Source organism: Rhodanobacter spathiphylli B39, assembly GCF_000264295.1.
In the GTDB taxonomy this organism is placed as follows: domain Bacteria; phylum Pseudomonadota; class Gammaproteobacteria; order Xanthomonadales; family Rhodanobacteraceae; genus Rhodanobacter; species Rhodanobacter spathiphylli.
On record NZ_AJXT01000024.1, the window covers coordinates 1 to 21,893 of the forward strand.

The 21,893-nt window shown below is 68.7% G+C and carries 19 protein-coding genes; 11 read left to right on the forward strand and 8 right to left on the reverse strand.

Translation table 11 applies throughout. The annotated features are described in order from the left end of the window. Positions 1–261: 261 nt before the first annotated feature. From UU7_RS09635 to trhA, 9 genes are all read left to right on the forward strand, one after another. Positions 262–1,521 carry an alginate export family protein gene (locus UU7_RS09635; RefSeq protein ID WP_050981442.1) on the forward strand — a complete coding sequence of 420 codons (1,260 nt, stop codon included), beginning with the start codon at positions 262–264 and terminating at the stop codon, positions 1,519–1,521. A gap of 75 nt (positions 1,522–1,596) precedes the next feature. Next, on the forward strand, positions 1,597–1,878 hold the full coding sequence (locus tag UU7_RS09640; protein WP_007807779.1) for a DUF2249 domain-containing protein: 282 nt from the start codon (positions 1,597–1,599) through the stop codon (positions 1,876–1,878). Continuing rightward, the gene (locus UU7_RS09645) at positions 1,859–3,097 is read left to right on the forward strand and encodes a hypothetical protein (RefSeq protein WP_007807781.1); all 1,239 of its coding nucleotides are present in this window, start codon (positions 1,859–1,861) and stop codon (positions 3,095–3,097) included. Before UU7_RS09640 ends, UU7_RS09645 begins: the two co-directional genes overlap by 20 nt. 23 nt (positions 3,098–3,120) lie before the next feature. Then, entirely contained in the window at positions 3,121–3,978 is an 858-nt protein-coding gene (gene ubiT, locus UU7_RS17420; protein WP_007807783.1) for a ubiquinone anaerobic biosynthesis accessory factor UbiT, read from the forward strand. A 31-nt stretch (positions 3,979–4,009) separates the two neighbouring features. Continuing rightward, positions 4,010–5,035, forward strand: coding sequence for a quinolinate synthase NadA (gene nadA / locus UU7_RS09655; protein ID WP_040673226.1), 1,026 nt, complete (start codon positions 4,010–4,012; stop codon positions 5,033–5,035). After that, on the forward strand, positions 5,032–6,477 hold the full coding sequence (locus UU7_RS09660; RefSeq protein WP_007807787.1) for an L-aspartate oxidase: 1,446 nt from the start codon (positions 5,032–5,034) through the stop codon (positions 6,475–6,477). Before nadA ends, UU7_RS09660 begins: the two co-directional genes overlap by 4 nt. Positions 6,478–6,598: 121 nt before the next feature. After that, complete coding sequence (fabA, locus tag UU7_RS09665) at positions 6,599–7,114, forward strand: 3-hydroxyacyl-[acyl-carrier-protein] dehydratase FabA (RefSeq protein WP_007807788.1); 516 nt, start codon at positions 6,599–6,601, stop codon at positions 7,112–7,114. 1 nt (position 7,115) lies between these two features. Next, positions 7,116–8,324: a beta-ketoacyl-ACP synthase I gene (gene fabB / locus UU7_RS09670; RefSeq protein ID WP_007807789.1), complete on the forward strand. Its 1,209-nt coding sequence runs from the start codon at positions 7,116–7,118 to the stop codon at positions 8,322–8,324. Positions 8,325–8,383: 59 nt separating this feature from the next. Next, on the forward strand, positions 8,384–9,043 hold the full coding sequence (trhA, locus tag UU7_RS09675) for a PAQR family membrane homeostasis protein TrhA (RefSeq protein ID WP_007807790.1): 660 nt from the start codon (positions 8,384–8,386) through the stop codon (positions 9,041–9,043). Positions 9,044–9,972: 929 nt separating this feature from the next. Here the strand turns inward: trhA and UU7_RS09680 are convergent. After that, a complete protein-coding gene (locus tag UU7_RS09680; RefSeq protein WP_040673227.1) occupies positions 9,973–10,851 on the reverse strand; it encodes a U32 family peptidase in 879 nt (292 codons plus the stop codon). A 13-nt stretch (positions 10,852–10,864) separates the two neighbouring features. Then, complete coding sequence (gene ubiU, locus UU7_RS09685) at positions 10,865–11,896, reverse strand: ubiquinone anaerobic biosynthesis protein UbiU (protein ID WP_343122150.1); 1,032 nt, start codon at positions 11,894–11,896, stop codon at positions 10,865–10,867. A gap of 216 nt (positions 11,897–12,112) precedes the next feature. Between ubiU and UU7_RS09690 the strand changes: the two genes are divergently transcribed. Together UU7_RS09690 and UU7_RS09695 are read left to right on the forward strand one after the other, a co-directional pair. Then, positions 12,113–12,670 carry a cytochrome b gene (locus UU7_RS09690; protein WP_007807793.1) on the forward strand — a complete coding sequence of 186 codons (558 nt, stop codon included), beginning with the start codon at positions 12,113–12,115 and terminating at the stop codon, positions 12,668–12,670. A gap of 272 nt (positions 12,671–12,942) precedes the next feature. Beyond that, positions 12,943–13,437 (forward strand): hypothetical protein, encoded by a 495-nt coding sequence (locus tag UU7_RS09695; protein ID WP_007807794.1) that lies wholly within the window; start codon positions 12,943–12,945, stop codon positions 13,435–13,437. Between the two features lie 64 nt (positions 13,438–13,501). On the opposite strand, the gene UU7_RS09700 is transcribed toward UU7_RS09695, so the two are convergent. From UU7_RS09700 to UU7_RS09725, 6 genes are all read right to left on the reverse strand, one after another. Further along, complete coding sequence (locus UU7_RS09700) at positions 13,502–14,974, reverse strand: UbiD family decarboxylase (protein ID WP_007807795.1); 1,473 nt, start codon at positions 14,972–14,974, stop codon at positions 13,502–13,504. Further along, the gene (locus UU7_RS09705; protein WP_007807797.1) at positions 14,971–15,777 is read right to left on the reverse strand and encodes a prephenate dehydrogenase/arogenate dehydrogenase family protein; all 807 of its coding nucleotides are present in this window, start codon (positions 15,775–15,777) and stop codon (positions 14,971–14,973) included. Before UU7_RS09705 ends, UU7_RS09700 begins: the two co-directional genes overlap by 4 nt. Further along, positions 15,774–16,880 (reverse strand): PLP-dependent cysteine synthase family protein, encoded by a 1,107-nt coding sequence (locus UU7_RS09710; protein ID WP_007807798.1) that lies wholly within the window; start codon positions 16,878–16,880, stop codon positions 15,774–15,776. The genes UU7_RS09705 and UU7_RS09710 overlap by 4 nt, the downstream gene beginning before the upstream one ends. A gap of 14 nt (positions 16,881–16,894) precedes the next feature. Continuing rightward, positions 16,895–18,847 (reverse strand): pyridoxal phosphate-dependent decarboxylase family protein, encoded by a 1,953-nt coding sequence (locus UU7_RS09715; protein WP_007807799.1) that lies wholly within the window; start codon positions 18,845–18,847, stop codon positions 16,895–16,897. Then, on the reverse strand, positions 18,844–19,248 hold the full coding sequence (locus tag UU7_RS09720; protein WP_040673229.1) for a SirB2 family protein: 405 nt from the start codon (positions 19,246–19,248) through the stop codon (positions 18,844–18,846). Before UU7_RS09720 ends, UU7_RS09715 begins: the two co-directional genes overlap by 4 nt. Before the next feature lie 86 nt (positions 19,249–19,334). Beyond that, complete coding sequence (locus tag UU7_RS09725) at positions 19,335–21,617, reverse strand: nitric-oxide reductase large subunit (protein WP_007807801.1); 2,283 nt, start codon at positions 21,615–21,617, stop codon at positions 19,335–19,337. Between the last annotated feature and the right edge of the window lie 276 nt (positions 21,618–21,893).

Consider the following 21,893-nt stretch of genomic DNA (forward strand, 5'->3'; position numbering starts at 1 on the left):
AGGTGGCCAAGGCACGTGCCGCAGCAGTGCCGGCCGCACCTGCCGGACACTGATGCCGCGGTGAAATGCAGGTATGGACGTCCATACGGCCATACCTGACAGACCAAAAGACAACGCCGTCCGCATGGACGGCGTTGTCTTTTGGGTGGACTGCGCGGCGCGTTGTCACAGTGGTGGCATCCCTCGCCATGACTTGACCGAAGTCAGGTCGGGTGCGCCCCCGCAGGCAGAGACTGCCGCCAACTACAAGGGAGCAACGCGATGAAGCACACGAGAAACCGTCTTTCCATGGCCTGCCTGCTGGCCATCGTGGCCATGCCGGCCTGGGCGGCGGGCGAGTCCGCCAGTGTCACGCCGGCCACCACGTCGGCCACGCCTTCGCTGCAACTGGAGTGGGATGCCCGCCTGCGCCATGAAGGCGTCGATGATGATGCTTTCAACCGCAACGCGAGCGCCGACACCTTGCGCCTGCGGCTCGGCCTGCATGCGGAGTTTGGCCACGGCTGGAGCGGCCTGCTGGAAGGCGCTGGCGTGGCCAGCGCCGGCGATCGCTACAACAGCGGCGCGAACGGACAGAGCCAGTATCCGGCGGTGACCGATCCCAAGGGCAGCGAGTTCAACCAGTACTGGGTGCGCTGGCAGGGCAGCCAGGTCGCCGCGACGGTGGGTCGCCAGCGGCTGCTCGTCGACAACCAGCGCTGGATCGGCAACAGCGGCTGGCGCCAGCACGAACAGACCTTCGATGCCGTCGCCCTGCAATGGCAGCCGTGGTCCGCGTTGACGGTGAACTACGACTGGCTCGACCGCGTGCATCGGGTGGCCGGCGATGATGCGCTGAATCCGCTGGCGCGCGAGCGCAAGCTGAATACCCACCTGCTCAACGTGGCGTGGACGCGGGGCACGCAGCAGTTCACCGGTTATGCCTACCTGCACGATGACCACGACGTCGCCAGCGCTTCCAGCGCCACCTATGGCCTGCGCTGGAACGGCAAGGCCCTGCGCGATGGCAACGGACTGGGCTGGACGGTGGAGGGCGCGCGGCAATACGAGCATGCCGACAACCCGCTGCACTTTGCGCACAGCTACTGGTTGCTTGAACCGAGCTGGACGCAATCCGGCATCACCGCGAAGCTGGGCTGGGAACACCTGGGCGGCAACGGTCTGCATGCGTTGCAGACGCCGCTGGCCACGCTGCATGCGTTCAATGGCTGGAACGACCAGTTCAACGTGACGCCGGCCGGTGGGCTTGACGATCGCTACGTGGGCGTCAACGGCAACTTCGGTCGCGCCGGCCTTGCCGGCAAGCTGGCGTGGACCGTGGTGTGGCACGACTATCGCGCCGATCGTGGCGGCCGTTATGGCAGCGAATGGGATGCGTCGCTGGCGTTCCCGCTGGCGAGCGGACTCAGCGGCCTGGTCAAGCTGGGCAACTACCAGGCGGACGGCTTCGGTCGCGACAGCGCCAAGGTGTGGTTGCAGCTGGAGTGGCGTGGCCAGCATGGCTTGGCCGGCGCCCGCTGAGACGACCGGTGCTGAGCTGCGGGCGGGTTGACCCAGGTCAGCGCGTCCGCAGCGCATCCGCGGTCAGATGGTGACATGCAGAACAACCTTTCCACCGTGTGCGGCGTCGCTGACGCGCCGCTGCTCGAACTCGATCTGCGCGACCTGCCGTCGCCGGAACCGATGATGCGTGCGTTGGCCGCCGCCGACGCGTTGCGTCCGGGTCAGGCCGTGCAGGTGCTGACGCCCTTGCTGCCCACACCGCTGCTCGACCTGCTGCAGGCCCGCGGATGGCCGGCAACCGCAACGCTGCTTGCCGGCGGCGGTGCCCGCGTGCTGATCCGCTGTCCGCTCGGCGATGACGAAGCTGCGGCTTGACCGGGCGCCGGCCGCGCCGCTGCCGCTGCGCTTCCTGCTGACGGTGCCGTTGTGGGGCGTGCTGGCCGGCGTGCTGCTGATCGTCGACGGCGATGTCGCGCTGCGGACGCGCTGGAGCCCGGCCACCCTGGCACTGGTGCACGCTTTTACCCTCGGCGTGCTGGGCAATGCGATGTTCGGCAGCATCCTGCAGTTTCTTCCCGCGGCCGCTGGCGTGACGCTGCGCGGTGGCGAGCGATCGGGCCGGTGGCTGCATGGCCTGTTCAACGTCGGCGTGCTGCTGCTGGTGGCCGGCATGCACCAGCGCTGGCCTTTCGGCCTGATGACCGCGGCGATGGTCCTGCCGGCTGCCTTCGTCATGCTGGCGCTGATGGTGGTGCCCGGGCTGCTGGCGGCGGCGGGACAGCGCCTGCTGCGTGCGGGCTTCGGCGTGGCGCTGGCGTCCGCGCTCGTCACCGCCGCGCTCGGTGCCGTGCTTGCGCTGGGCCTGGCGGGGCGCCTCGCCGTTCCGCTGATGGTGTGGACCGACGTGCATGCCAGCTGGGGCGTGCTGGGCTGGATCGTGGTGCTGTTGGCCACCGTGGCACGCGTGGTGATGCCGATGTTCCAGGGCACCGGCAGCGTGCCCGAAGCGGCGCAGGCGACGTGGCTGGCTGGTGTGGTCGCGATGCTGGTGGCTGTTGCCGGCCTGCGCGCAGGCAGCGCGGTGGCCGGCGTGGTTGCCGCGCCCGTGCTGATCTTCGCCGGCGCCGGCCTGTGGCTGCAGTGGCGCGCGCCGCGGTTGCGCCGGGGACCGCTGGTGGACAGCTGGCGTGCAGGACTTATCGCGCTGGCATGCGCCGCGCTGGCCTTGCCGATCGCGCCCGGCGGCATGCTCGCCGCCAGCGTGGGGCTGGGCCTGGCGCTGCCCTTGCTGGTGACCGCAATGATGCTGGAGATCGTGCCCTTCATCGGCTGGATCGCGCTGCATCGCCACTGCGGTCGCGGCATCCAGCTGCCCGGCGTGCAGCGCCTGCTGCCCGAGGCGGACAAGCGTCGCGTCCTGCTGGCCCAGCCGCTGCTGCTGTCGTTGCCGGCCGCGATGGCCTGGCCGTCCGCCTCGCTGGCACGCGTGGCCGGCGTGGCGCTGGTGCTGGTGTGGTCATTGACGGGCTGGACCCTGCTCGGCGCGGGCCGTCGCGCCAGGCACTTTCTGCGCTCGCTGGAGAAGTCGCGATGAGTGTTTCGACAGGAGAGCGGGCCGTGAGACCCGGCACCGGACGTTTCGCGCTTGCCCGCGTACGTGCGGCGATCGATCGCGTCGACGATGGCCTGATCGTGTTGCTGGCCGCGCGTCGGCGGCTCGCCGCCATGGCTGGCCGGTTGAAGTCACGCAGCGGTGTGCCGTCGCGTGACCTGTTGCGCGAGCAACAGGTGCGCCGTCGCACGCAGGCGCTGGCGCAGCGCGTGCAACTGCCCGCGGAGACGGCCAGCAGGTTGTTGAACCTGGCGATCGCCGATGCCTGCGCGCGGCAAGGCCTCGTCGTTGACCTGGGTCAAGGCGTCCACGCCGTCGATCCACGCATGATGCCGCCCACCATGCGCATGCCTCCAGCCACTGTTTCCATCACGCCGCGCCTGCTGCGTGCGCTGCCGCCGCCGCAACGCGTGGCGCCACTGTTGCGCGTCCTGCCGCTGCGCTGGCAGCAACGCCTGCTGGAAGCGGCGATGCAGCGCGTGCTGGCCGCGCCGATCCGCGACGGCTCGCTGGAGTTCATGCGCGGCCGTCGGCTGGCCATCGAGGTCAGCGACCTGCGCCTGCGCTGGGTGCTGGAACTGGCCGGTGACCGCCTGTGCGTAGTCGATGCCGAACCCGAGGCGAGCGTGCGCGGCAGCGCCACCGACCTGCTGTTGCTGGCCGGCCGGCTGGAAGATGCCGATACGCTGTTCTTCCAACGCGCGCTGGACCTCACCGGCGATACCGAACTTGGCCTCACCGCGCGCAACCTGCTGGAGCGGCTGCCGTGGGAATCGGTGCCGCTGGGCCTGCGCATCGCGCTCAATCGCGGTGCCCGGTTCGCCCGCGCGGCGCGTGCGGCGCATCGTGGCGAGTCCGCCTGACGCGCCGTTCCTTTCCTCGAAAGCGATCACCATGACTGACCTCGCAAACCTGCCCGTGCCGGTCTGGCGCGACGAACTCGAACACGACTACGCGGCGCTGGCCGAGCGGCTGGAGCCGCTGGTGCCCTGCCTGGAAATTCCGTTGCACCTGCCGTGGATCGAGGCGATCAACCAGCTGAAGAAGCAGCGCGGCGCGGTGATCATGGCGCACAGCTACCAGTCGCCGGAGATCTTCCACGGCGTGGCCGATATCACCGGCGATTCGCTGGGGCTGGCGCAGGCCGCGGCCGACTGCGACGCCGAGCTGATCGTGCTGTGCGGCGTGCACTTCATGGCCGAGACCGCGAAGATCCTGGCGCCGCACAAGACCGTGCTGCTGCCCGACCTCGAAGCCGGCTGCTCGCTGGCTTCCTCGATCACCGCCGCCGACGTGCTGGCGCTGCGCGCGCAACATCCGGGCGTGCCGGTGGTCAGCTACGCCAATACCTCGGCCGCGGTGAAGGCGCAGTCCGATGCGATCTGCACTTCGGCCAACGCGGTGCAGGTGGTCGAGTCGATGGGCACGGACCAGGTGATCTTCCTGCCCGACGAATTCCTGGGCCGCCATGTCGCCAAACAGACCGCCGTGGAAATCATCCTGTGGCACGGCCGCTGCGAAGTGCACGAGCGCTTCACCGCGCAGGAAGTGCGGCATGTGCGCGAGCAATTCGGCACCCGGGTGGTGGCGCACCCGGAATGCTCGCCCGAGGTGCTGGCCGAGGCCGATTTCGTCGGCTCCACCACCGCGATGGGCAAGTGGCTGGCGCGCGAAAGGCCGGCGCGCGTGGCGATGGTCACCGAGTGCTCGATGGCCGACAACCTGAAGTCGCAGTTCCCGCAGACCGAGTTCATCAAGCCGTGCAACCTGTGTCCGCACATGCAGCGGATCACCTTGCAGAACATCTACGCCTGCCTGCGCGACTTGCGCCACGCGATCGAGATCCCCGCCGACGTCAGCCAACGCGCACGCGCAGCGCTGGAGCGCATGCTGGCGGTCGGTCGGCGCGAACGCGTGTGAGGCACGCACGCCTGCCGATCGTGGTGGTGGGCAGCGGCGTCGCCGGGCTGGCGACGGCGCTGGCCGCGGCGCCCGCGCCGGTGCGCCTGCTGTGTCGCGCCCATGACGGCTGCGGCAGCGCCAGTGCGCTGGCCCAGGGCGGCATCGCCGCCGCGCTCGATCCGCACGACAGTCCCGCGGCACACGCACTCGACACGCTGGTGGCCGGGGCGCATCACAACGATGAGGCGATGGTGCAGTGGCTGACCGCCGAGGCGCCGGCGGCGATCGCCTGGTTGCAGGCACAGGGCGTGGCATTCGATCGCGATGCGCAGGGTGAACTGCAACTGGGTCGCGAAGGCGGCCATGGCGCCGCCCGCATCGTGCATGCCGGCGGCGATGCCAGCGGCGCGGCCCTGGTGCAGGCCTTGCGCGCACGGGCGCAGGCGGCCGTGCATGTGCAATGGCGCGGCGGCGTCGATGTCGATGCCTTGCTGATGCGCGAAGGCCGCGTGGTCGGCGTGCGCACCTGCGATGAGCGCGGCCGGCATGAGCAGGTGGAAGCGTCGGCCGTGGTGCTGGCCACCGGCGGGATCGGCGCGTTGTATGCCCGCAGCAGCAACCCGCCAGGCGCCGATGGCGCGGGGCTGGCACTGGGGCTGGCCGCCGGCGCCGCGGCGCGCGACCTGGAATTCGTGCAGTTCCATCCCACCGCGCTGGACGTACCGGGGCACTGCCTGCCGCTGATCACCGAGGCGCTGCGCGGCGCCGGTGCCCGTCTGCTCGATGCCGACGGCAACGCGCTGATGGCTGGCGTGCATCCGCTGGGCGACCTGGCGCCGCGCGACGTGGTGTCGCGCCGCGTGGCCGCGGTACAGGCGGCCGGAGGAGGCGTCCGCCTCGATGCGACCGGTGTCGACGGCGACTGGGAGCGGCGTTTTCCCACCGTGCTGGCGGCGTGCCTGGCGCACGGCTTCGATCCTCGCCACGCCGCGCTGCCGGTGACGCCGGTAGCGCATTTCCACATGGGTGGGCTGGCCACCGACGCGGACGGGCGCACCAGCGTGCCCGGCCTGTACGCGGTGGGCGAGGTGGCCTGCAACGGCGTGCACGGCGCCAACCGGCTGGCCAGCAATTCGCTGCTGGAAGGCGTGGTCTGCGGCCGTCGCCTGGGCGAAGGGCTCAGCCACGCGGCGGAGCCTGTCGTGGCGGGAACGGTGCGCGTGGTCGAGCGCGGCCCGAGCCTGCCGCCGGCCGAGCTGGCCGTGTTGCGCGAGCTGCTGTGGCATGCGGCCGGCCCGATCCGTGAAGCCCGTTCGCTGCGCGACGCGTGGCACGCCTGCGCGGTGCTGGCCGAGGCCGGCTGGCAGGCGCAGCTGGGCAAGGCGCTGCTGCGCGCGATGCGCCTGCGCACGCGCTCGCTGGGCGCACACTGGCGGGAAGATCGCGGCTGTCCGTCCTGACACACCGCCCACTACCACGACAGCTTTTCAGTGCGCACGCGTACGGCATCGCGTTGATGCGCGTCAAGACAGGAGGGCGCTCAGCTGGCACACTGGGCGTTCCTCACCCCGCGAGTATTTCATGACACGTCCTTCCTCCTTCGACTACGAACAGCTGCGCGCCTGCGGCCGCGGCGAGTTGTTCGGTGACGACAATGCCCGTCTGCCTTCGCCGCCGATGCTGATGTTCGATCGCATCACGCGGATTTCCGAGGAAGGCGGTGCCTACGGCAAGGGCCTGATCCATGCCGAAATGGACATCCATCCGGACCTGTGGTTCTTCGGTTGCCACTTCATCGGCGACCCGGTGATGCCTGGCTGCCTTGGCCTGGACGCGATGTGGCAGCTCAGCGGCTTCTTCCTGCCGTGGCTGGGCGAACCCGGCCGTGGCCGCGCGCTGGGCGTGGGCAACGTGAAGTTTTCCGGCCAGGTGATGCCGACGGCCAAGCTGGTGCGCTACGAGATCGACATCCGCCGCGTGATGCGCGGCAAGCTGCGCCTGGTGATCGCCGACGGCAAGACCTTCGTCGACGACCGCCTGATCTACGAGGCCAGCGACATGCGCGTGGGCCTGTTCCAGTCCACCGAGGGTTTTTGAGATGCGTCGCGTCGTCGTGACCGGCATGGGCATCGTGTCCTGCCTGGGCAATGATCTGCAAACCGTGACCAGCGCCTTGCGCGATGGCCGCAGCGGCATCCGCGCGATGCCCGAGTACGCCGAGCTGGGCTTGCGCAGCCACGTGGCCGGCGTGCCGAACATCGATCTCGACGCGGTGATCGATCGCAAGCTGAAGCGCTTCATGGGCGACGCCGCGGCGTTCGCCTATGTGTCGATGCGTTCGGCAATGGAAGATGCCGGACTGGACGCGGACCAGGTGCGCGACCCGCGCATCGGCGCGATCGCCGGTTCCGGCGGCGGCTCGCCGCGCTGGCAGATCGAAACCGCCGACCTGCTGCGCAACAAGGGCGTGCGCAAGATCGGCCCGTACATGGTGCCGCGCACGATGTGCTCGACGGTGTCGGCCACGCTGGCCACCACCTTCGGCATCCAGGGCCTGAGCTATTCGATCTCCGCCGCCTGCGCCACCTCGGCGCACTGCATCGGCGCGGCCGCCGACCTGATCCGCCACGGCGCGCAGGACGTGATGTTCGCCGGTGGCGGCGAAGAGGAACACTGGGGCATGACCTCGCAGTTCGACGCGATGGGCGCGCTGTCCAGCCATCACAACGACACGCCGGTCAGCGCCTCGCGCCCCTACGACACCAGCCGCGACGGCTTCGTCATCGCCAGCGGCGGCGGCATGCTGGTGCTGGAGGAATACGAACACGCCAGGGCGCGTGGCGCGCGCATCCATGCCGAGCTGGTCGGCTACGGTGTCACCTCCGACGGTGCCGAGATGGTCGCGCCGTCGGGCGAGGGCGCGGTGCGCTGCATGAAGATGGCGCTGGCCAACGTCAAGGCGCCGATCGACTACCTCAACACCCACGGCACCGCCACGCCACTGGGCGACATCGTGGAGTTGAACGCGGTGCGCGAAGCGTTCGGCGACGCGGTGCCGCCGCTGTCCTCGACCAAGGCACTGACCGGCCACTCGCTGGGCGCCGCCAGCGTGCACGAGGCGATCTACAGCCTGCTGATGCTCAACGGCGGTTTCATGGCGGGCTCCGCCCACATCAGCGACCTCGATCCGGCAGCCGCAAGCTTCCCGATCGTGCGCGAAAGCCGGGAAGCGAAGCTGGCCACGGTGATGTCGAACAGCTTCGGCTTCGGCGGCACCAATGGCACCCTGGTGTTTGCCAGGGTCTGAGCCCGCGCGTCCTGCGGCTGCCCTCGCGGCAGCCGCTCCATTCTTCCGAGCTTCTCCGCATGTCTCCCACGGCCGCGCCCGCGCTCTCGCGTGACTCCACCCTCGGCGAGGAAATCGCCAACAGCATCAGCCATGGCCTCGGCCTGCTGCTCGCCGTGGCCGGTCTGCCGATCCTGGTCATTGCCGCACTGCGCAGCGGCAGCACCACCGCGGTGGTGGCGTCGACGGTGTTCGGGGCCAGCGCGATCCTGCTGTACCTCGCGTCCACGCTGTACCACGCGATCCCGCATCTGCGGATCAAGGAACTGCTGCAGCGCTTCGACTACGCGGCGATCTACCTGCTGATCGCGGGCACCTACACGCCGATCGCGCTGGGCGTGCTGCGTGGCGGTTGGGGCTGGTCGATGCTGGGCGTGATCTGGGGCCTGGCCCTGCTGGGCGCGATCTTCAAACTTGCCGTCGGCGCGCGTTTCCATCGGCTGTCCACCGCGCTGTACGTCGCGATGGGCTGGGCGGCGCTGATCGCGATCCGCCCGCTATGGCTGCACATGGCGCCGGGCGGCCTGGCCTGGCTGCTGGCCGGCGGCCTGGCCTATACGCTGGGCGTGGTGTTTTTCCTGCTGCACGAACGCCTGCGCTACAGCCACTTCGTCTGGCATTTGTTCGTGCTCACCGGCACCGGCTGCCACTACTTCACGGTGTTGCGTTATACGTTTTGAGCGTGGTGCAGCGTGCTGCCTGTGAACTTGCGTGCGTTGCAGGCAAGTGGACTGCGATGCTGTGCCATTCAACGCCACTCGATGCATCGCCCAGTCCAGCCTGCCTGAGGAATCGCCTTTCGATTCACCGCCAGCGCGACGCGATGACAACGGGCACGCCACACCAAAGATCACATGATCGCCGGCAGTCGCCCGAAGGCCCAAGGCAAGAGCATCGTGCAACCGGCGTTGACGAGAAGCTTTCCGCGAAGGCTGCTATGGAGCTGGCGTGGGCGCGAACTTCTTGATGAGATTGAAGAGCTCGCCGCCGTCAGGGACCAGATAGGTCCCGTATACCCATCCTTTCGTCACGCCACTCATGCAGTAAAAAACTGTGCCGTCATTGCTGCTCTCCTCGAGGTAGCCACCTAGCACCCGGTCTTTGAGTTGTATGCGAAGTATGGCGGCCCTAGTGACTTCAGGATGCTCAGGGTTATGGCCTGACAGATGCGAGAACGCCTTGGAAAAGGCCGCAATGCTCTGCCTGTCCTTGATAAGGACTGTCTGGTTGACAAGAGTTGGGTATCCGGCTCGGGCTGGCTCGACGCTTATGGACAGAATCTGTTGGCTCGAAAAGTTTCTCAGAATTGCTCGATCTTGGCGCGACGTGGGATCGATATAACGATATAGAAAAGTGCCAAGCCAAACGGTCGCGAATGCATACGCCAAATACCGTATCCATCTGGGCTGTTCTTTCTGATCAGGTGCCACGTTCCCCTCCAACGTCGCTGCAGGAAAAGCCAAGCCGCAGCCTATCATCCGGCAAGCCTGCGGACTGTGGCGGTTGGGAGTACGGCCGTGGGATACCGGCACCACGACCCGCAACAAAGAAGGATGGCCGCGATGTCTGTTGGGACAGCTGCCGGTGCCACGCGTCGGCTTCGCTGGGCTTATGCCTCAGCCACCGGCCGCATGCCCGGCTCGCCGTGCCAATAGCCGTTGCGGGCGCCGATCCGCGGCGGTGCTACCGGGGAGTGGCGGGCCAGGTCGAAGTGCGCCATCACTTCGGCCATGCCGTCGACCTGGGGATACAAGCGCAGCACGTCGACGCCCAGTTCGCGCAAGGCGGGCAGTTCGGGGCCGAGGTCGGTGATTTCCTCGCCCTGGATCTGGATGCCGTTGATGCGCAGGAAGGGGCGGCCTTCGCGGGTGGCCAATGGCATGCCGTCGGGGTAGTCGATGCAGCGGAAGCCGCACTGGTCCTTGGCCACGTCCAGCGCGCGGGCGGTGAAGCAGCGGGCGGAGAAGGCCAGCGGCAGGCGGCCGAAGGCGATCACCTCCAGCTCGGGCATGGGCCGGTCCTCGGCCTGCATCGCCTCGCGCAGTTCGCGCAGCAGCTGGTGGCCCTGCTCGACGCCTGGTACCCAGCGGCGCAGGCCGTCGGTCATCAGCATCGCCAGGGCGTGGTGGTTGTAGACGTTGAGGGTGGGGCCGGCGACGAAGGGCACGCCGCGTTCGCGGCACAGCTGCACGGCGGAAAGATCGTTCGCCTCGATCCAGCAGTCGCCGTGGTCGACCAGCCGTTGCAGCACGCCCAGCTCGGATTCGGCCTCGATCAGCGCCAGCGACGACAGCACGACCTGCTTGCCGCTGCGGGCCAGTTCGGCGGCCAGCGCGATCCAGTCGCGCGTGCCAAGTTCGCGGCGCTTGCTGCACACCGTCTCGCCCAGGTAGATGATGTCCAGCGGCCACTCCACCGCCTCGCGGTAGAACGCCAGGGTCTGTTCGCGGGGCCAGAAATACTGCAGCGGGCCGAGGCTCAGTTTCATCGTGCTCATCGTTTCAATGCCAGGAACGGTGGTAGGGGCCAAGCGTGGTCTGGTGGCCCTCGGCGTGTTTCGACAGCGACGACTGCCAGCCCGGCTGCAACTGCCAGGACTCCGGCGCATGGCGGTAGCGGTCCAGTGCGTCGCGCCAGGTGCGGGTGACCGAGGCGACGTAGGCAACGCCGCGCTGGCGGCCTTCGATCTTCAACGCGGCCACGCCCGCTTTGGCCAGGCGGGGCAGCAGCTCCAGCGTGTTGAGGCTGGTCGGCTCCTCCAGCGCATGGAAGGTCTCGCCGCCTACCTCGAAGCGTCCCTTGCACACGGTGGGATAGCCGGCCGGTTCGGCGGGCTCGAACTTGTCCATCAGCACCTGGTTCAGGCGCACGCTGCGGCGACCGTCGCCGTGTTCCTCCCAGCGCACGAAGCTGGCAGGCGAGCATACGCCGTGGCGATTCGGCGAGGCGCCGGTGACGTAGCTGGAAAGCTGGCAGCGGCCTTCGACCATGATGCACAGGCTGCCGAACGCGAACACTTCGATGGGCACCGGCGAGCCTTCGCACAGTCGCTCGACCTGCTGGATCGACAGCACCCGCGGCAGCACCGCGCGACTGATGCCGAAGCGCTCGTGGGCGTAGCGCAGCGCCGGCGCGGTGGTGGCCGAACCCTGCACCGACAGGTGCCGCGCCATCGCCGGGCAGGTGCGCGTGGCGTAATCGAGCACCGCCATCTCCGCCGCGATGATCGCGTCGCAGCCGAACTCGGCGGCCTTGTCCACGGCGCGGTACCACGTCGCCAGGCGCGCGCTGTCGGGGTAGGTGTTCAATGCCAGGTAGACCTTGCGCTTGCGCTGGTGCGCGTAGGCGATGCCGTCGCGCAGCTCCGCGTCGCTGAAATTCAGGCCGGGGAAGGCGCGGGCGTTGGTCTGGTCGCGGAAGCCCGCGTAGACCGCATCGGCACCGGCGTCGATCGCCGCTTGCAGCGCCGGCAGGTTGCCGGCAGGACAGACCAGTTGCATGTGCACCTCGAAGCCAGGAAGTTCGCGGCGCATCGTGGCGGCTGATCCGGCGAGCTGCGTTGACATGGGTCAGGTCGGAGCGGTTCCGTGCGGATGCGGGGAAAATCGGCGGATGCGCCGAAGTCCCCGGAAGGGAACTTGACCGAGGTCAATCCCGGGCGCGCCGGTGCGGTCCATGCTGTGCCCGGCTTTGCACGACTCGTGTCGATGCCCGGCCATCTGTTCCGAATGCCGACGGCGAAACTTCCCATGAATCCGATGAACACCACCGACCGTTATCACCCGCTGTCGATCGGCATGCACTGGCTGATGCTGGCGCTGCTGGTCGCGGTGTACGCCTGCATCGAGCTGCACGAACTGGCGCCGCGCGGCAGCAGCCTGCGCGCCGGCCTGAAGACCTGGCATTTCATGCTGGGGCTCGGCGTGTTCGCGCTGGTCTTCCTGCGCCTGGCGATTCGCCTGACGACGCCGGCGCCGCGCCGTGATGCAAGCCTTCCGGCCTGGCAGCATCACCTGGCCGGGATCATGCACCTGCTGCTGTATGCGTTCCTGGTCGTGATGCCGGCGCTGGGCTGGCTGACCCTGAGTGCGGGCGGCAAGGTGATCCCGTTCTTCGGCCTGGAGCTGCCGGCGCTGATCGCGCCAGACGAACTGCTCGGCGAGCGGCTGGAGGACCTGCACGGCACCATCGGCACGATCGGCTACTACCTGGTGGGCCTGCACGCGGCCGCGGCGCTGTATCACCACTACTTCATGCATGACGACACCTTGCGCCGGATGCTGCCGCGCCGCGGCAACGGCAACTGAGAGGTTGCGAGTTCAACCTCTCAGGTCGGCCAGGCACGGCCGACCGCGGATCGGGCACGTCAGTGCCTGATTCGCGTGAGCGAGTCCGGGCGTGTACCGGGCTCGCGATAGAAGAAAACCACAGGAAGTGGTTTTCTTCACAGGCTCCGAGCTGCGGCAGCCGGCCGCAGCGATGACGGTCGCGCGGTTGACGTGGGTCAGTCGCGCAGCGGCGGGCCCGCGCTAGCATCCTTCCATCCGCGGCATGCACGCCGCCTGCTGGAGCGCTCCCCATGACATCCGTCCCCACTCTCGTCGCCCTGGCCTGCGGCCTGGGCCTGGCCGTTTCGGTGCAGGCCGCACCACCACAGACGCATGCGGATCACGCCGCCCATCATGCTGCCAAGGTGAGCGTGCCCGCGCAGCGCTGGGAGCCGGACGCGTCCCTGCGCGAGGGCATGCGTCGTGTGCATGTCGCGGTGGACCAGCTGCGTCATTACGAGATGGGTCACATGAGCGCGCCGATGGCGGTCGACCGCGCGGCCGAAGTGGAGGATGCGGTGGGCTTCATGTTCGCCCACTGCAAACTGGCCGCCGAACCGGATGCGGCCCTGCACGGCATCCTGGCACCGCTGCTCGGTGCGGCGCAGTCGCTGCAGGCCAACCCGGGCAACGTCAAGGCGGTGGCCGCGATGCGCGAGGCGATCGCGCACTATCCGCACTACTTCAATGATCCGGGCTGGGACCAGCCGGCGCCGGCGATGCACGAGATGCATGACGAGCCGTAAGAGCGCACCCTGTGCGCGAGGTCTGGCGACACGTGACGGAGTGCATCGCGCACGGGGTGCGCTCCTACGGGGTCGCTTGCAGGGTCGCCCATAACGCATCCACGCGCCGCTCCACCGCGGCATCCGGCACGATCGGCCGGCTCCACGCACGCGCGGTTTCGGACGGCCATTTGCGGGTGGCGTCGATGCCGAGCTTGGAGCCCACGCCGGCCACCGGGCTGGCGAAGTCCAGGTAGTCGATCGGGGTGTTCTCCACCAGCATGGTGTCGCGCGCGGGATCGACCCGCGTGGACAGCGCCCAGATCACCGCCGACCAGTCGCGCACGTCGATGTCGTCGTCGGTGACGATCACGAACTTGGTGTAGGTGAACTGGCGCAGGTACGACCACACCGCCATCATGATGCGCCGCGCATGGCCGGCGTACTGCTTGCGGATGCTGACCACGGCGATGCGGTACGAGCACGCTTCCGGCGGCAGGAAGAAGTCGATGATCTCGGGAAACACCTTCTGCAGGATCGGCACGAAGATGTCGTTCAGCGCCATCGACAGCACCGACGGCTCGTCGTGCGGCGCGCGGCCCATGTAGCTGCCGTGGTAGATCGCGTCGCGGCGCAGGCGCAGGCGTTCGATGGTGAAGACGGGGAAGTGATCCTGCGCGTTGTAGTAGCCGGTGTGGTCGCCGAACGGGCCTTCCAGCGCGGTGTCGCCGGGGTGGATGAAGCCTTCCAGCAGGATCTCCGCACCGGCCGGTGCATCGAGCCCGGTCAGCTCGCTGTGCCACACGCGGGTGCGCTGGCCGCGCAGCAGGCCGGCGAATTCGTATTCTGACAAGCTGTCCGGCACCGGCGCCACGGCGGCCAGCATGGTCGCCGGATCGGCGCCGATGGCGACCAGTAGCGGGAACGGTTGCCGCGGATGCGCGGCGCGCCAGTCGGCGTAGTCCAGCGCGCCGCCGCGATGCGGCAGCCAGCGCATGATCACCCGGTTCGGACCGATCACCTGCTGGCGGTAGATCGCCACGTTCTGTCGGGGCTTGTCGGTGCCCCGGGTCACCACCAGGCCGAAGGTGACCAGCTTGCCGGCGTCGTCCGGCCAGCAGTGCTGGATCGGCAGGCGGGCCAGGTCGATCTCGTCGCCGCGCAGCGTTTCGTGTTCGAACGCCGCTTCCCGCACGCGTTGCGGCGCGACGTGGGCCAGTTGTGCCAGCTCCGGCCAGGTGGCCAGCGCCTGGCGCAGGCTGGACGGCCAGCGCGGTTCCTTGATCGCGGCAAGCAGCTGGCCCAATTCGCGCAGCGAGGCCAGCGGCCGCCCGGCCAGTGCCAGCTCGATGCGGCGACGATGGCCGAACAGGTTGCCCAGCAACGCGTGCCGACTGTCGCCGGGATGTTCCATCAGCAACGCGGGACCCGCCTCGCGCAGCGCGCGCAGGCTCAGCGCGGTGGATTCGAGATGTATGTCCACGGGTGCGCTGACGCGCTGCAATTGCCGCTCGCGCTCCAGTCGCTGCAGGAAGCTGCGCAGGTCATGGAAACTCATGCGGACGGTTCGCCGGAGGTCGCAATGGCGAGCTCGTCGTCATCCGTCGCGACCAGCAACTGCTGATGCACGCGTTGCAGTTCGGCCAGCAGTTCGGCGCGGGCCTCGGCGGCAAACGGGTTCTCGCGCTGGATCGCGCCGAACAGGTGGCCGGCGTCGCCGCGCACCGCGGCCAGCATGTGTTTCATGCCCTGAAACGAGGGCGGCGCGATCGGCATGCCGTCGTCCACGCCGATGTCGATCAGGCCCTTGGCGATGAAGAAGGCCAGCACGTGGGTGCGCGCCATCGCGCGGTCGTGGCTCTCCGGGTCCTGTTCGATGACTTCGCAGCCGAGCGCGGCGAACAACGCAGACGTGCGTGCGGCGGCCTGCGGATGCCGGGCGGAGGCGCAGATCACCGTGCGCCGCGGGCGCTCGTCGCGGGCCAGGCTGAGCGGGCCGAACAGCGGGTGGCTGCCGACGTGGGGAATCGCGTCACCCAGCAACTCGTCCATCGCCGCGCAGGGATGCATCTTCACGCTGCCCACGTCGAACACGATCTGGCCGGCATGCAGCAGCGGGCGCAGCGCGAGCAGGGTGCCCCGCAGTTGCGGCACCGGCATCGCCAGCACGATCCATTGCGCGCCCTCGAGCGCGACACGCAAGGATGGCGCGGCCAGTGCGGCGGGAACCCGGGCGTGCGGATCGAACACGCGCACGTGGTGCCCCGCCTGCAGCAACAGCTGCGCAAACGCGGCGCCGAAACGGCCATGGCCCAGCAGCGCAAAGCGCACGCCCGGGGCCGGCGACGCAGCGGCGCTCATGTCAGCGCGGGCGCGCGGCCGCTGGCCAGGCTGTGGCGCAGCGCGGCATCCCACGGCGCGAGGTCGATCGCGCGCGCGGCCAGCCAGTCGCGGTCGAACAGGGTCTGCGCGTAGCGCTCGCCGCGGTCGCACAGCAGGCTGACGATGCTGCCACGCTGGCCGCGCGCGCGCATCGACGCGGCCAGCTGCAGGCAGGCGACCAGGTTGGTGCCGGACGAGCCGCCGTAGCGATGGCCGAGCAGGTCTTCCAGCAGCCAGGCGGCGGCGATCGAGGCGGCGTCGGGGATTTCGTTGACGCGGTCGACCACGTCGAAGATGAAGCCCGGTTCCACGCGCGGTCGGCCGATGCCCTCGATCAGGGTGGGCTGGCTGGCCACCGCCTTCATGTCGCGGTTGCGCCAGCCGTGCGCGTAGCCGCTGCCGCTGGGCTCGGCCACGCACAGTCGGGTGTTGAGGCGGCGGTAGCGCAGGTAGCGGCCGATGGTGGCCGAGGTACCGCCGGTGCCGGCGCCGCACACGATCCACGCCGGTTCGGGTTCGGCCTCCAGTGCCAGCTGGCCGATGATCGACTCGGCGATGTTGTTGTTGCCGCGCCAGTCGGTGGCGCGTTCGGCCAGGCCGAACTGGTCGAGGTGGCAGGCGCCGCGTGCGGCATGTTCGGCGGCGCGCGCGTGCACCTGGGCCGGGTCGTCGACCAGGTCGCAGGTGCCGCCCAGCGCCTGCACGTCGCGGATCTTGCCCGGCGCGGTGCAGGCCGGCATCACCGCGGTGAACGACAGGCCGAGCAGGCGCGCGAACCAGGCTTCCGAAATCGCCGTGCTGCCCGAAGACGCGTCCACCACCGCCTGGCCGCCACGCAGCCGGCCGTTGCACAGCGCGTACAGGAACAGTGAGCGGGCCAGCCGGTGCTTCAGGCTGCCGCTGGGGTGGGCGGCCTCGTCCTTGAAGTAGAAGTCGATGCCGTGGAAGCCGGGAAAATTCAGCTTCAGCAGATGGGTGTCGGCGGAGCGTGCGGCCTCCTGCGCCAGCCTGGTCAGGGCGTCGTGCACCCAGCGGCGATCATGATCCTGTTGCAGGTTGACCAGGTGCAGGACGCTGTCCATCGGAGACTCCGGATTCATGTCGAGTGGCTCGCGGCCTGGTGCATCGCGCGCATGCGGCGGCCGAGAAATTCAAAATAGCGGTCGATGTAGCTGATGCCGTTCTCGTGATCGATCAGGTACGGATTCATCAGCGTGTGGCGCAGGATCATCAGTCGGTCCTCGTCCGGATCGATCGAGCTCGCATCCAGGCCCAGCGCCTGGAAGATGCGCGTGGTCTGCGCGTGGCCCAGCATGTCCGGGCGCAGCGTGGTCACCGAGCCGAAGAACTCCTTGGTCTGCAGCGGCTGCTGCGGATCGCAGCGCAAGGTGTCGTGCAGTTCGCGCATGAAGGCGTTGGCGGCGGTGATCGAGCGGTTGCCGCGCGGGTTGAGCGCCAGGCAGACCAGGTTGCTGTCCGGCGCGAACGGCACCAGCGCGTGGACGCAGTCGGCCAGCTCCAGCGCGAAGCGCTGCGCGCGGGCGTGGAAGGTTTCGGCGGCACGCACGGTGGCGCAGGGCAGGCGGCCGAAATGGGCGTGATCCAGCGGCAACACCTTGTGGGTGACGTAGACCGCTGCCGCCGCCGCGCCGGACTTGGAGCCTTCCGGAATGAACTGGCCCAGGCTGCGGTAGCGGGCGAGATAGTCCTTCGGCGTGCCGCCGTGGAAGACATAGTCGGCACGCTCGGCCAGCAGGCTCATCGCACGATGGTCGCGGCAGATGAAGGCGCCGCTGCCATAGGGCAGGTAGCCGAGCTTGTGCGGGTCGACGGTGACCGAGTCGGTGGCGCCCAGCGCGGCGAACGCGGCGTGCACGGCGGGCGTGGGGAATTGCACGTAGTCGGTGGCGACTTCGTCGCGCGGGCGCAGCGAGCCGTCTTCGTTGCGGAACAGGGTGGCCAGGTAGCCGCCCCAGGCGGCGTCGACGTGCACGGCGAAATCCAGTCCCCGCTGGCGCGATGCATCGCGGGCGGCCAGCACCTGGTCGATCGGATCGATGGTGCCGTACTCGGTGCCACCCAGCACCGCCACGCACATCAGCACGGGTTGTTGCTCGCGGGCACAGCGCTCCAGCGTGTCGCGCAGGGCGTCCCGGTCCAGTCGCATGCCTTCGGTGGGCAGCAGCTCCAGCTGGTCGCTACCCAGGCCGAGCAGCTTCACGCCCTTGCTCCAGGAGTAGTGGGCGGTCACCGGCGCCAGCACCCGCGGCAGCTTCAGCGTGGCGTGTGCGGCGAAGAAGTCGACCAGGCCGCGCTGCTCGATGCGCTCGCGTTCGACGCGCTGCAACCAGCCGCTGCGCCCGGCCGCGGGCTGCGCCACAAGCCAGGCCTGCCAGTCGGTCAGCAGCGCGATGCAGTCCGCCTGGGTCAGGTTGAATGCGCTCCAGTCATCTTCCGGCAGCGCCAGTCCGGGGATCTTCGCAGCACGCAGCGCCACCGGAAACGCCTTTAGCGCCAGCGCCAGGCGCAGTGCCTGGTAGTTGGCCAGGGTGCCGCCGGAGGTGAGGTGGCCGAACGCGCAGGCGTCCTGGGCGGGGTCATGCGGATAGCCGAGCATGCGCGCCAGCTGCAGGCCGACCTGCACTTCCATGTCGACGGTGACCGGCGCGGCATCCTCGCTGACGTTGTTCGGGTTGTAGGGCAGGGTCAGCATCTGCGCCGCCAGGCCCGGCAGCAGCAGGTCCGAGGCCATGTGGCCGATGTAGCGCGGGCTGTGGAACGGCACCGACTTCTTCAGCGACGCCGACAGCTGGTGCAGCTCGCGGCGCATGCGCGACTCGAAGGCCAGGTAGTCGGGGTGGTGCGCGGCGGCGGTGGCGATCGCCGGCGGATCTTCAGGGTGGAAGTTGCGCCGCCAGTAGACGTGATCGCGCAGGAACTCGACCAGCATCTTCTCCAGCAGCGCGTCGTTCTCCCCGTAGGGGCCGAGGAAGCAGGCGTCCAGCGTGTGGTCGCGCGGCTCGCCATGGTTGAACGGTTGTGCGCTCATGCGATCCATCCATGCAGCCAGCCCAGCGGGTGGTGCATGCGCGCCACGCCGAGCATGTAGACGTAACAGGCCAGTGCGGCGATGAAGAAGGCCAGCCGCGCACGGCGGGTGCGGGCGCGTTTCAGTGCCAGCGTGGCCAGCACCACGTAGACCACCAGCAGCACCAGCTTGGTGGTGAGCCAGCCGTTGGCGAACAGCGCGCCGGGCAGGATGCTGACCAGCATCAGCGCGGCGGTGAGCAAGCTGGTGTCGATCGCGTAGCTGAGCCAGCGCACGGGCTCCCACTGGGCGGCGCCGGCGTGGCCGAGCTGGACGAGCAGGCCGCGCAGCGCGAACAGCGAACCGCTGGCCAGCACGCAGGCGATATGCACCCATTTGATTTGCGGGTAGAACTCGAACACCGGCATTCCATGAGGCTTTCTGGATGGCTGCAAGCATCAGGGCGCGCCTTGCGGCGCGCCCTGATGTGGGTCATGTCAGCGCCGCATCAGACGCCTTCGGTCTGGCGCTTGCCCAGCGGCAGCGTGGCGCTGCGACGTTTTGGCGCAAGCCACAGTGCCGCGACGAAGACCGAGATCAGCAGCGCGCCGAGGGCGAACAGGGAGTCGCCGGGCACGCGCATCCACACCAGCATGTGGATCAGCGGGCGATCCATGAACTCGGCCGAGCGGGCGAACCAGTAGCCGTGTTCCAGCACCGCCTTCAGCTGCAGGATGCCCAGCGGCAGCAGGGTCAGCGCAGCCATCAGCGAGAGGCCGATGTTGAGCAGCCAGAACGCGCTCTTCAGCCAGCCTTCGCGCCACTCGGCGTCCGGCCTGATGCCGCGCAGGCAGAACAGCATCAGGCCCAGGCCCAGCATGCCGTACACGCCGAACAGGGCGGTGTGGCCGTGCGTGGCGGTGAGGTTCAGGCCCTGCATGTAGTACAGCGCGATCGGCGTGTTCACCAGGAAGCCGAGCAGGCCGGCACCGACCAGGTTCCAGAAGCTCACCGCCACGAAGAACATGATCGGCCAGCGGTAGCGCGCCATCCACGGCGCCTCGTGCTGCTTCTTCCAGGTCTCGTACGCTTCCATGCCGATCAGGGCCAGCGGCACCACTTCCAGTGCCGAGAAGCTGGCGCCCAGCGCGATCACCGCCGTGGTGGTGCCGCTGAAGTACAGGTGATGCAGGGTGCCCAGCACGCCGCCGGCCATGAACACGATGGTGGCGAACAGCACGTTGGTGGTGGCCGTGGTCACCCGCAGAAGGCCAAGGCGCACGAACAGGTAGCTGATCACCGCGGTGGCGAACACCTCGAAGAAGCCTTCCACCCACAGGTGCACCACCCACCAGCGCCAGTACTCGACCATCGCGATATGGGTGTGCTCGCCCCACATCAGGCCGGCGCCGTAGAGCAGGCCGATCGCCACGGTGGAGAGGAACAGCAGGCCCACGATCGAGGCGCCTTCCTTGTTGCGATCCATCGCCGGCCACAGCGCGCGACCGACCAGGAACAGCCACAGCATCAACCCGATGAACAGGAAGATCTGCCAGAAGCGGCCGAGGTCGGTGTATTCCCAGCCCTGGTGGCCAAACCAGAAGTTGTACTTCAGGCCCATCTTGTCCATCACCGCGAACCACTGGCCTGCGAACGAGCCGACCACGATGACCAGCAGGCAGACCCACAGGAAGTTCACTCCGAGCCGCTGGAATTTCGGTTCATGGCCAGAGATCAGCGGCGCGATGTACAGGCCGGTGGCCAGCCACGCGGTGGCGATCCACAACACCGCCAGTTCGGTATGCCAGGTGCGGGTGAGGCTGTACGGCAGGTAGTTGGCCAGCGCGAAACCGTAGGCTTGCTGGCCTTCCACCTGGTAGTGGGCGGTGGTGGCACCCAGCAGGATCTGCGCCAGGAACAGCCCCAGCACGGTCCAGAAATACTTGCCGGTGGCCTTCATCGAAGGCGTGGCCTTGAGTTCGGTCAGCGGGTCGCGCGCCGGAACGACCGGCAGCGGTTCGTGGCTGACCTGGCGGGCGTGATGCCAGCCGAGCAGGCCGATGCCGAAGATCATGAACAGGATGCTGAAGACCGACCACAGGAAGCTGGTCGAGGTCGGCGTGTTGCCGGCCAGCGGCTCGTACGGCCAGTTCTGCGTATAGCTCATCGGCTCGTTCGGACGCTGCGTGGCGGCCGCCCAGCTGGTCCACCAGAAGAACGCGGTGACCTCGCGCCGGTGCTCCATCTCGGCCACGGTGTTCTCGCGCATGGCGTAGCCTTCGCGCAGCTTGTGCGTGGCCGGGTCGTTGCCGAGCAGGCTCATGTAGTGCGCCGCCACGGCTTCCATGGCGCGGGCGCGCAACGCGGAGACGGTGATGGTGTTGCTGGCCGCGTCCCAGGTATTGGTGCGCAGCTCTTCCTGCACGCGAGCCTTCAGCGGCGCCTGCTGTTGCGCGGTCAGCGTGTCGTAGGGGCCCAGGCCGGCGTCGCGGGAAAGCAGTTCAAGCATCGCCATGCTCTCGCGATGCAGCCAGTCCGCGCTCCAGTCCGGTGCCAGCAAGGCGCCATGGCCCCAGATCGAGCCCAGCTGCTGGCCGCCGATGCTCTGCCAGACCTGCCGGCCTTCCTCCATGTCGCCCTTGGTGTACAGCGTCTGGCCGTCTGCGGTGACGACGGCGGTGGGCAGCGGTGGCGCCTGCTGGTGGACCTCCTTGCCGACCCACAGCAGCACGGCGAAGGAGGCGACGAGCAACGCCGCCAGCCCCAGCCAGAGTTTTCGGGTGGTACTCATGGTGCATCTCCCTGAAAGATGCGCGCATGCTGGTCGAGGCGGTTGTCGCCGTTGTTGATGCAGGTCAAGCGACCACGTCAGCTGCCCGGGCGAATTGTCGCGGCCGCAATCCGGGTCACGGGATGGTCATGACGCGATCAAGGGAACGCGTTGCGCGCTCCCGGTGGTGCCGGTCGGCAGGGACGATCGATGCGGGGCCGGCAGGACAGCCGATGTCCGCGGACCCCACTGCGCCAGAAAGGGACGCACCGGCTTTCGGCCCGGGCATCGCGTGTG

What these genes read in the sequence shown, in the direction of transcription:
- UU7_RS09635 (WP_050981442.1), top strand. Translation starts at nt 262, where the DNA reads ATGAAGCACACGAGAAACCGTCTTTCCATGGCCTGCCTGCTGGCCATC.
- UU7_RS09640 (WP_007807779.1), top strand. Translation starts at nt 1,597, where the DNA reads ATGCAGAACAACCTTTCCACCGTGTGCGGCGTCGCTGACGCGCCGCTG.
- UU7_RS09645 (WP_007807781.1), top strand. Translation starts at nt 1,859, where the DNA reads ATGACGAAGCTGCGGCTTGACCGGGCGCCGGCCGCGCCGCTGCCGCTG.
- nadA (WP_040673226.1), top strand. Translation starts at nt 4,010, where the DNA reads ATGACTGACCTCGCAAACCTGCCCGTGCCGGTCTGGCGCGACGAACTC.
- fabA (WP_007807788.1), top strand. Translation starts at nt 6,599, where the DNA reads ATGACACGTCCTTCCTCCTTCGACTACGAACAGCTGCGCGCCTGCGGC.
- fabB (WP_007807789.1), top strand. Translation starts at nt 7,116, where the DNA reads ATGCGTCGCGTCGTCGTGACCGGCATGGGCATCGTGTCCTGCCTGGGC.
- trhA (WP_007807790.1), top strand. Translation starts at nt 8,384, where the DNA reads ATGTCTCCCACGGCCGCGCCCGCGCTCTCGCGTGACTCCACCCTCGGC.
- UU7_RS09680 (WP_040673227.1), bottom strand. Translation starts at nt 10,851, where the DNA reads ATGAAACTGAGCCTCGGCCCGCTGCAGTATTTCTGGCCCCGCGAACAG.
- ubiU (WP_343122150.1), bottom strand. Translation starts at nt 11,896, where the DNA reads ATGCGCCGCGAACTTCCTGGCTTCGAGGTGCACATGCAACTGGTCTGT.
- UU7_RS09690 (WP_007807793.1), top strand. Translation starts at nt 12,113, where the DNA reads ATGAATCCGATGAACACCACCGACCGTTATCACCCGCTGTCGATCGGC.
- UU7_RS09695 (WP_007807794.1), top strand. Translation starts at nt 12,943, where the DNA reads ATGACATCCGTCCCCACTCTCGTCGCCCTGGCCTGCGGCCTGGGCCTG.
- UU7_RS09700 (WP_007807795.1), bottom strand. Translation starts at nt 14,974, where the DNA reads ATGAGTTTCCATGACCTGCGCAGCTTCCTGCAGCGACTGGAGCGCGAG.
- UU7_RS09705 (WP_007807797.1), bottom strand. Translation starts at nt 15,777, where the DNA reads ATGAGCGCCGCTGCGTCGCCGGCCCCGGGCGTGCGCTTTGCGCTGCTG.
- UU7_RS09710 (WP_007807798.1), bottom strand. Translation starts at nt 16,880, where the DNA reads ATGGACAGCGTCCTGCACCTGGTCAACCTGCAACAGGATCATGATCGC.
- UU7_RS09715 (WP_007807799.1), bottom strand. Translation starts at nt 18,847, where the DNA reads ATGAGCGCACAACCGTTCAACCATGGCGAGCCGCGCGACCACACGCTG.
- UU7_RS09725 (WP_007807801.1), bottom strand. Translation starts at nt 21,617, where the DNA reads ATGAGTACCACCCGAAAACTCTGGCTGGGGCTGGCGGCGTTGCTCGTC.